General features: G+C 54.5%; 9 protein-coding genes. 7 read left to right on the plus strand and 2 right to left on the minus strand.

Translation table 11 applies throughout. The annotated features are described in order from the left end of the window. The first annotated feature begins 94 nt into the window (after positions 1-94). Genes cas1f through cas3f form a run of 3 tightly spaced genes read left to right on the plus strand, consistent with a single transcriptional unit; the run spans position 95 to position 4,403 of the window. Positions 95-1,069 (plus strand): type I-F CRISPR-associated endonuclease Cas1f, encoded by a 975-nt coding sequence (gene cas1f / locus AC13CN_RS07365; protein ID WP_054644984.1) that lies wholly within the window; start codon positions 95-97, stop codon positions 1,067-1,069. Next, positions 1,066-1,725 (plus strand): hypothetical protein, encoded by a 660-nt coding sequence (locus AC13CN_RS07370; protein WP_253556834.1) that lies wholly within the window; start codon positions 1,066-1,068, stop codon positions 1,723-1,725. Before cas1f ends, AC13CN_RS07370 begins: the two co-directional genes overlap by 4 nt. Next, entirely contained in the window at positions 1,698-4,403 is a 2,706-nt protein-coding gene (gene cas3f / locus AC13CN_RS07375) for a type I-F CRISPR-associated helicase Cas3f (protein WP_253556833.1), read from the plus strand. Before AC13CN_RS07370 ends, cas3f begins: the two co-directional genes overlap by 28 nt. Here the strand turns inward: cas3f and AC13CN_RS07380 are convergent, their stop codons facing one another. Further along, positions 4,404-4,733: a type II toxin-antitoxin system HicB family antitoxin gene (locus AC13CN_RS07380; protein WP_054640916.1), complete on the minus strand. Its 330-nt coding sequence runs from the start codon at positions 4,731-4,733 to the stop codon at positions 4,404-4,406. Positions 4,734-4,749: 16 nt separating this feature from the next. Then, positions 4,750-5,001, minus strand: a complete 252-nt coding sequence (locus AC13CN_RS07385; protein ID WP_054640917.1) for a toxin HicA — start codon at positions 4,999-5,001, stop codon at positions 4,750-4,752. 248 nt (positions 5,002-5,249) lie between these two features. Here AC13CN_RS07385 and csy1 point away from each other — a divergent pair, with 248 nt between their 5' ends. From csy1 to cas6f, 4 genes are read left to right on the plus strand one after another with little or no spacing between them, the layout of a single operon-like run. After that, positions 5,250-6,623, plus strand: coding sequence for a type I-F CRISPR-associated protein Csy1 (gene csy1 / locus AC13CN_RS07390; protein ID WP_062373693.1), 1,374 nt, complete (start codon positions 5,250-5,252; stop codon positions 6,621-6,623). Then, a complete protein-coding gene (csy2, locus tag AC13CN_RS07395; RefSeq protein ID WP_253556832.1) occupies positions 6,616-7,584 on the plus strand; it encodes a type I-F CRISPR-associated protein Csy2 in 969 nt (322 codons plus the stop codon). Before csy1 ends, csy2 begins: the two co-directional genes overlap by 8 nt. Before the next feature lie 15 nt (positions 7,585-7,599). Next, the gene (gene csy3 / locus AC13CN_RS07400) at positions 7,600-8,625 is read left to right on the plus strand and encodes a type I-F CRISPR-associated protein Csy3 (protein WP_062361883.1); all 1,026 of its coding nucleotides are present in this window, start codon (positions 7,600-7,602) and stop codon (positions 8,623-8,625) included. A gap of 3 nt (positions 8,626-8,628) precedes the next feature. After that, the gene (gene cas6f / locus AC13CN_RS07405) at positions 8,629-9,198 is read left to right on the plus strand and encodes a type I-F CRISPR-associated endoribonuclease Cas6/Csy4 (protein ID WP_172515228.1); all 570 of its coding nucleotides are present in this window, start codon (positions 8,629-8,631) and stop codon (positions 9,196-9,198) included. Positions 9,199-9,487: the final 289 nt, after the last annotated feature.

Consider the following 9,487-nt stretch of genomic DNA (forward strand, 5'->3'; position numbering starts at 1 on the left):
CCGGGGTGAATCAGACGGGCTAAGAATGGCGAAGATTAATGGCGTTATAAAGCGAAGGATGATTAGATAGGTAAAAAATATAGGGAGAGCTGCCATGGATGACTTTTCGCCTTCTGACCTTAAAACCATCCTGCATTCCAAGCGTGCAAACCTTTATTACCTCCAGCACTGCCGAGTATTGGTGAATGGTGGGCGAGTGGAGTACGTGACCGATGAGGGCAGCAAATCCCGCTACTGGAATATCCCCATTGCCAATACCACTTCCCTGTTGCTGGGAACGGGCACCTCGATTACCCAAGCCGCCATGCGTGAACTCGCCAAAGCGGGTGTGTTAGTCGGATTCTGTGGAGGCGGTGGCACACCGCTGTTCGCTGCCAATGAAGTGGATGTGGATGTCGCTTGGCTGACGCCACAAAGCGAGTACCGGCCCACGGAGTATCTGCAATATTGGGTGCGTTTTTGGTTTGATGATGCCAAACGCTTGGATGCCGCCCGCGCATTTCAGCAGGCGCGCCTTGCGCGTATTGAAGCGCTGTGGACAAGCCGTGTGATGAAAGAGGCAGGCTTTAGCATTGCCACCGACCACCTACACAGTGCCCTTGCCCATCACCGCGAAGCGATTAGCCAAGCACCTAGCACGATTGACCTACTCACTTTAGAAGCGCGACTGACCAAGACGCTCTTTAAGCTTGCCGTTATTGCCGTAGGTTACGGCGACTTTACCCGCGCCAAGCGTGGCACAGGCACCGATCCCGCCAATCGCTTTCTCGATCACGGCAACTATCTCGCTTACGGGTTGGCGGCGACCGCCACTTGGGTACTGGGGATTCCTCATGGATTGGCAGTACTGCACGGTAAAACCCGCCGGGGCGGCTTGGTTTTTGATGTGGCGGACTTGGTAAAAGACGCCGTCATCCTGCCCCAGGCGTTTATTTCCGCCATGCGCGGCGATGAAGAGCAAGAGTTCCGCCAAGCGTGTATTGAGCGCTTAACCCGTACCGAATCCCTCGACTTCATGATTGATACGCTCAAGGACGTCGCCCAAGCGCTTGGGAGCACTGATTCATGAACGTGCTGCTGATTTCCCAGTGCAATAAAAATGCCCTAAAAGAAACGCGCCGCATCCTCGACCAGTTTGCCGAACGCCGGGGCGACCGCGCGTGGCAAACACCGATTACCCAAGCCGGGCTGGATACGCTGCGTAAGCTGTTGCGTAAAACCGCCCGTAAGAATACCGCCGTTGCCTGCCACTGGATTCGTGGCCACGACCACAGCGAGCTGATGTGGGTAGTGGGGGATGCTGCCCAGTTCAATCTCAATGGAGCCGTACCGACCAATACCACCGCCCGAGATATCCTGCGCCGCCGCGATGAAAATGACTGGCACAGCGGTGAAGATATTCTCTTGCTCACTGCCTTGGCCGCGTTACTGCACGATCTTGGGAAAGCCTGTGATGCTTTTCAGCAGCGGCTCAAAGGCAAAGTAGATGGGCGCAACTTATACCGTCATGAGTGGATATCGCTGCGTCTGTTTCAAGCCTTTGTGGGGAGTGACGATGACGCCACCTGGCTGGCGCGCCTGGCCGAAGGTGACTATCAAGAGCAGGACTGGCTGGTGGGGTTAGAGCGTGATGGGCTAGACGGCGCTACTTCAGCGGTGTTTAGTCGTTTGCCACCGCTGGCTGCCGCTCTTGGTTGGTGCTTAGTCACCACCGCCTGCCGCTGAAGCCGCCGCCAACGGATGCTGATACGCCCCAGCGCTGGGGTGGAAAGACCAACCTGCAAGCTGAACAGCTGCCCCAGTTGTTTGAGTCCATCAGTGCTGAGTGGAATGAGATTCCCGAGACGCAAGACCCAGCGCGCATCGCGCCCTACTGGCAATTCAAGGGCGGATTACCCGTTAGCACGCAACGCTGGCGTGAGCGCGCAACGAAGCTTGCCACGCGGTTACAGGCGCGGCTGCAACAGGATGGCCACTGGCTGGAAAGCCACTACGTCATGCATTTAGCGCGGCTTAGCCTCATGCTGGCCGACCACCACTACTCAAGCCTTGAAGACCCTCTGCACCGTGTACGCGGCGAACCCAACTACCCATTAATTGCCAATACCGTGCGCAAAACCGGCAAGCCTAATCAGCCGTTAGACGAACATATTTTAGGAGTTGAGAAACACGCCGCTGCGGTCGCCCGTGCGCTACCCAGCGTAGATAGCCACTTACCCCGTTTAGCCCGCCATAAAGGCTTTCGTAAGCGCAGTAGCCACCCACGGTTTCGCTGGCAGGATAAAGCTTTCGACCTGGCCCAATCGCTTAGGGAGCGCAGTCAGCGCCAAGGCTTTTTTGGCATTAACATGGCGTCTACCGGTTGCGGTAAAACCCTCGCCAATGGGCGCATTATGTACGCTCTGGCCAACCCTCAGCAGGGCGCGCGTTTTAGCATTGCGCTAGGGCTGCGCACCCTAACCCTTCAAACCGGCCAAGCTTTACGTGATCGTTTGCATTTAGGTGAAGACGAGCTCGCCGTGCGCGTGGGTGGCAGCGCTAATAAAGCCCTGTTTGAGCACTACGAGCAAGAAGCCGAAGCCAGTGGTTCAGCCTCCAAACAGGTGCTGATTGAAGAAGATGCTCACGTGGTGTTTGACGGCAATTTTGATAGTCACCCGGTACTGCGCCGTTTAAGCGATGAGCCGGGCACTCGCGCGCTGATTGCCGCTCCCATTTTGGTATGTACCGTTGATCATCTAATGCCCGCCACGGAGAGCACGCGCGGCGGGCGTCAGATCGTGCCCATGCTGCGCCTGATGAGCAGCGATTTAGTGCTCGATGAAATCGACGATTTCGATATCAACGACCTGCCTGCGCTTACTCGATTAGTCAATTGGGCGGGGCTACTAGGTTCAAGGGTGCTGCTGTCATCTGCCACCTTGCCGCCTGCGCTGGTGGAGGGTTTGTATGAAGCCTATCGCAGTGGGCGTGAAGCCTTTCAGCGCCACCGGGGCGAACCGGGCTTGGCGGTGGACATTTGCTGCGCCTGGTTCGACGAGCACGACCGCCAGCATGAAAGCTGTGCCAGTAGCGAGACCTTCAAGGCCGCGCATCAAGACTTTGCCAAACGTCGGTTAGAACGCCTCGCCAAAAGCCCGGTACGCCGCCGCGCGGATATATTAGCGTTGCCGCCGTTGGGCAAACGCCCTGAAGAGATAAGACCCGCCACCGCAACCCTGCTGCGTGAGAATGCGCTAGCGCTTCACCAGCAGCATCATTCCGTTGATCCACATTCGGGCAAGCGGGTCAGCTTTGGTTTGGTTCGCATGGCTAATATTGATCCCTTAGTGGATGTCGCCAGGGTGCTGTTTCAGCAGGGCGCGCCGGAAGGTGTGCGCATCCACCTCTGCGTTTACCACTCCCGCCACCCGTTGGTGATGCGCTCTGGCATTGAGCGCCAGTTAGATCGAACACTGCAACGGGCGGAGCCTGATCGCGTTTTTCAGCAGCCGGATATCCGCCGCCTATTGGATAGCAGTGAAGAGAGCGACCACTTGTTTATCGTGCTTGGCTCGCCGGTAACGGAGGTGGGCCGCGACCACGACTATGATTGGGCCATTGTAGAGCCATCGTCCATGCGCTCGATTATTCAGTTGGCGGGCCGCGTACGCCGACATCGCGAGCAGGTGTGTGAGTCGCCCAATATTTTGCTGCTCGATACCAATCTCAAGCATTGGGAGCAGCCTGGAAAGCCTGCTTTTCACAAACCTGGTTTTGAAACAGATCTTCAATGGCGGCTAAGTAGCCACTCGCTTAGTGAGCTGTTAACGGAAGATGAGTACAAGGTGATTGACGCCCGCCCCCGTGTGCTGGCGCGGGAAACACTGCACGCCAAAGATAGCCTTGTCGATTTGGAACATGAGCGGCTGCACCAACTGATGATCGAGCAGCCTGCCGAGCCGTTAACCAAAAAAGAGCTACGAATTGGCAAAACGCCCAAGCCTCCGCCCTTAGGAGCCTACAGTTGGCATGTGATGCCGCAGCTACATTTAACCGGTGTATTGATTCAGCGTGATCCATTTCGCCAGCAGCTCGAACCTGAAATAACGCTAGCGTTGTTGCCTGATGAGGGCGGTGAAACCTGGACGCTACACCGCGTAGACGATGGCGCAAAGCGAGGCGAAAAGCTCTACGTACCGGTGGAAGAAAGCCTGCTGTTGCGGATAGATCTATCAGAAGAACAGGGCGAGCGGATACAACCATGGGGCGCAAGCGACTACTTAACGGCGCTGGCTGACTTAGCGGAAGACTTGGCTATCTCCCTGGATCGCGCCGCCCGTACCTTCGGCACGGTCACTGCCTCGGCTAGAAACCAGCGGTGGGGGTATCACCCGGTGTTGGGGTTTTGGCGCAGCCGCTAGCTAAGCGTTCGCGAGCCGGTCACTGACTAAGCGGTTGAGGCTGATATTTTCCTCTGCAGCTTTAATCGCAAGCTCACGGTGTTTTTCCGGGGGAATGCGCACATTAAAACGACCAGAGTAGTGGCGTTCAGAAAGTGGAGTGGGGGGTGTTTCGCCTTCGGCTTCCATATCGACCACTACATCGGCAACGAGGGAAAGAATACCTTCCAGCGCTTCTTGGTGAGTATCGGCAAGCCAAGAGAGGCTGGGCAACTCGGTGCATAAACCAACGAATTGGTCGTCTTCTTCAGACCAGCGAATGCGGTAGGTGTAATGGGTATGGTTCACCATGGTGCAACTCCAATCGTCATGCTGATGACGACAATTTATCAATGGCAGCGAGCGCTTGGCGTACCTGATAAGCCTTGGCTTCGCCATTTTTGCCCCGCTGGATATTAACGCGAGGGTCGCCGGGCCAAGGTGTTTTATACACCCTGTGGCTGGTTTTTTGCTGGCGAGGAGGGCCAAAGTAGTGATCGCAAAGATACGCTAACTCGTCGAAGCCCATGCTTTTAGGCTGCCGACGTGCTTTATCCAAAAGCTTATCAAGCTTTGCCATAAGCGCTCTCAAATAGTAGTACTAATAGTAGTACTGAATTAAAAGGATGTCACGCTGGGACTGCCTGTGCGGCAGCTAAAAATTGCAGCGCATTAATTTTACTGAGCTGTATGTCCAACAGAGATAAAATAATAGCACAGGGAGCTATATGCTGCATGCTGCGCAATAATTGGTTTGCAAAAATATGAGGGTTGGCTTAGTGTGAATGCAACTTCATTTTAATTAAGTGAGTCCCTTAAGGATGATCTATGGAAAATAGTCAGCAGAAGGGTGTTCGAAGTGCGATTGAGCAATTTTTAAAAGAGCGCTTCGATACCAAGGCGGAAAAGCTGCAGCCCGACGATCCCAAATACCAGGCGCTAGTGGAGCAATTTCAATTCGATACCTGGGTCAACGATGCAGCAAGACGCGTTGGCCAACTACAAGTCGTCACCCACTCCCTCAAGCCTATTCATCCCGATGCCAAAGGCTCCAATCTTTACGCCCCACCTGAGTCGCTAAATAACCACTCTCTTGTCGGCAGCCACACGCTGCCCGCTGATTTTGCGGGCGATGTCGTAGGGAACGCTGCCGCCTTGGATGTCTATAAGTTCTTGAAGCTGCAATTTGAGGGAAAGTCGCTGCTTGAGCGGGCGCTGGAAAATGACACTGAGCTGGCAAAAGCGTTAAGCGATAATCCTGAGCAAGCTCAGGCGTGGATCAGCGCCTTTGCAGCGATTACCGAACCGCGCGGTGAGCATGCCTCGCATACCCGAGGCAAACAGCTCTACTGGCTGGTGGGAGATGATGCCGCAGACGTAGAAAATGACGCTGAGAACTTCCATCTGATAGCACCGCTCTACGCCACTTCTCTGGCGCACCGTGTCTTTCAAACCATTAACTATGACCGTTTTAGCGAAGAGGCCAAAGAGGCACGTAAAGCCAAGCGGGAAGGCAAATACGCTGAGCACTCGGTGCGCAGTTATCCCAACTTGGCTGCACAGAAAATGGGTGGCACCAAGCCACAAAACATCTCGCAGCTGAATAGCGAGCGGGGCGGCAATAACTATTTGTTAGCTTCCATGCCACCCAGTTGGAATGTGCGCGATATTCGCCCACCGCTGAAAGTCGCATCGGTTTTCTCTCATCCTGGCGTCTTTGGCAGTCGTTCAGACGTACGTTCGCTGGTTAAAGACCTCAAACAGTTTCTTGAAACCAACCCTACGTCAGACATGCACACCCGCGACCTGCGCGATGACTACACCGCCATGTTGATGGATGAGTTGGCGCTGTTTGCCATGCAGATGCATAGCCTGCCTGCGGGCTGGAGCGACGATGAAAAGTGCGAATTATCAGTAGAAGAAATGTATTGGCTAGACCCTGGTCGCGCCGAAGAGGATATCGCTTTTCGTGAAGCGCGAAACAGCGTGGAGTGGGCCGACGATATTCGCCACCGCTTTGCTAGCTGGCTCAATACCGCGTTAGGCGGAAAGCTGCCTTTGGGGGATGTGGAGTTCCGGCACTGGAAGAAAGCGCTCGCAAAAGATGCGACCCCTCAACGCCTGCAGGATCGTGATCGCCGCTGGATGGAAAGCCTAACGGAAGACTTAACCAACCTGCCAGGAGGTGATGACGATGAGTGAAGTAAAAAACCTCCTAGTTCTGCCACGCCTACGGGTACAAAACGCCAACGCGATTTCCAGCCCAATGACTTGGGGCTTTCCTGCCATGAGTGCATTTGTAGGTTTGATGCATGCTCTAGAGCGGAAGTTAGCAGAGGCGAGTCTTCCTGTTTCGTTAGGCCGCGTTGGGGTTATTTGCCATGACTTTGAAGCCCAGGCCACTGAGGGTGGTTACATCCGTGGCTTTCACCTGACGCGTAATCCGGTGGATAAGACAGGCGGTACGGCAGCGATTGTAGAAGAAGGGCGTATCCATCTGGATATCACGCTGATTTTCTCGATTGATACCGGCGCTGCAGAAAGCGAGCATGAGGTTATCGCCCATCAAATCAGTGAGATTGTATCGGGCATGCGCATTGCCGGAGGCAGTGTCATCCCTAACCGTGCGGTACCAAGCCACAAACAACGCCCGCAATGGGTCATGCTTGATGACGATGAAGAGCGGCGTCAAACGCAGTTCGCGCGCTTAAAGCGGCGCTGGCTGCCGGGCTTTGCCCTCACACTGCGGGATGATTACCTCACCGAGCGCCTTCAAACACTGCAACAGCAACATCCAGACGCCAGTTTACTGGATGCATGGTTAGACCTCTCTCGTCTTAACCATGTGTGCACGTTAGAAAATGAAGGCGAACCCAACGAGAAGCCCGTTTGGCAGGCGCAGCGGCCCTATCGTGGCTGGCTGGTGCCCATTCCAGTGGGTTATGGCGCTATTTCAGATCTTTTCCAACCAGGTGAAGTCGCCAACGCCCGCGATACCAAGACCCCGTTCCGCTTTGTCGAAAGCCTCTATTCCATGGGTGAATGGGTTAGCCCGCACCGCATGAAGCAACCTGAAGACCTGCTTTGGTACGTTGATAACGACGAAGAAGCGGGCCTCTACCGTCTCAATAACGACTATCACCTTCGCGCCTCAGCACAGTAAACAAGGAGCTTTATCATGGCTAAAAACGATACCCTCAAAACCGCTTCCGTCCTCGCGTTTGAGCGCAAGCTCGACCCTTCCGATGCACTGCTATACGCCAGCAACTGGGATAAGCGGCAAGATGAACAGCAGTGGCAGCCGGTTGAGGTGCGCGAAAAATCGGTGCGCGGCACCATTTCCAACCGCTTGAAAGCCAAAGACCAAGACCCCGCAAAACTAGATGCGCAGATTGAAAACCCCAATCTACAAACCGTCGATGTAGCCACACTGCCCCATGATGCAGATACCATGGTCGCCCGTTTCACCTTGCGCGTGCTGGCTGGTGCGGGAACACCGTCAGCCTGTAATAACGCTGAGTACCAAGCCAAGCTAGAACAGGCCGTTGCCGAATATAAACAAGCACAAGGCTTCGGCGAGCTGGCGCATCGTTATGCCAATAACCTCGCCAATGGTCGTTTTTTGTGGCGCAACCGCATGGGCGCAGAGCAAGTAGAAGTGAGTATTCGCCAGTTGGCTCAAGGCAAAGCCACCAAAGAGTGGACGTTTGATGCACTGTCACTTTCGTTGCGTGCTTTCGAGGATACTGCCGAGCTTAAAGAGCTGGCGGGTGTCATCGCCGCTGCGTTGGCGGGCGAGCAGCACTTGCTGCTGGAGGTGGTGGCCTATGTCCGCATGGGCAGTGGTCAAGAGGTGTTCCCTTCTCAAGAGCTGATTCTTGATCGAGGCCGAGGCGACAAAAGCAAAACGCTTTACCACGTCAGCGATATTGCCGGTATTCACTCGCAAAAACTGGGTAACGCCATCCGTACCATCGACACCTGGTACCCCAATGAAAACGATGAAGATCTTGGGCCTATTGCTGTCGAGCCTTATGGTTCAGTGACCACTCAAGGCAAAGCGTACCGCCAGCCCAAGCAGAAGGCCGACTTTTACTCACTGCTGGATAACTGGATGATCAAAGATCAAGTGCCTTCCAAGGAAAACCAGCACTTTGTGATGGCAACACTCATCCGTGGTGGCGTGTTCGGCGAAGCGGGGTAAGCCATGGATCACTATATTGATATTCGGCTGCGACCTGATCCTGACTTTGCTCCAGCGATGCTAATGGGCGCGCTGTATAACAAACTGCACCGGGCGCTGTTTGACCTGGAAAGCGACGATATCGGCGTAAGTTTTCCCCTGCATAAACACGGCGTTCGCGCGTGCAGCTTGGGCGATCAATTGCGATTGCACGGCACTCAAGCGCGTCTAAAACAGCTAATGAGTGACGCATGGCTAACGGGGATGCGAGACCACGTTAGCGTAAGCGAAGTGCTGGCGGCACCCGACCATGCTAAGCAAATTAACGTGTCGAGGCGGCAGTTTAATACGGGCAGCCCCAGCCGTGCCAAACGCTATGCCAAGCGTCACAACATCACGGAAGCGGAAGCCAAACAGCTATACGCCAAAGTGGCAGACAAACGCATTGAGCTGCCCTTTGTGACGATCAATAGCCGCTCTACTCAGCAGCGCTTCAGCTTGTTTATTGAGCACAGCAAGCCTGCAGATAGCGAGGTTGGAGGAACATTCAACCATTATGGGTTAAGCCCCCAAGCGACGGTGCCGTGGTTTTGACCCTTTTTTTTATTGAAGTAATTGGCAACGAATAATCAATCACTTAGCGGTATCACTTTGAAAAGGGTGGTGCCGTTTTTTTCACCTAAAGCTCTTTAACAATCAGCACGCTATATTTGATATGCTCTAGTTAGCTGCCGCCCAGGCAGCGAGTTAAGCTCAGTTCTTGTGTATGGAGGGCAGTAGAGAGGGTGGCGTATCCTGTTGATTGATCTCGCCAGATCACAACCAACATAGGACGGATACGCCATGAGCAATTCTACTCTCCAAGCCGTGACGCAGCCAGACA

It is taken from the genome of Vreelandella sp. L-25, from assembly GCF_056857535.1.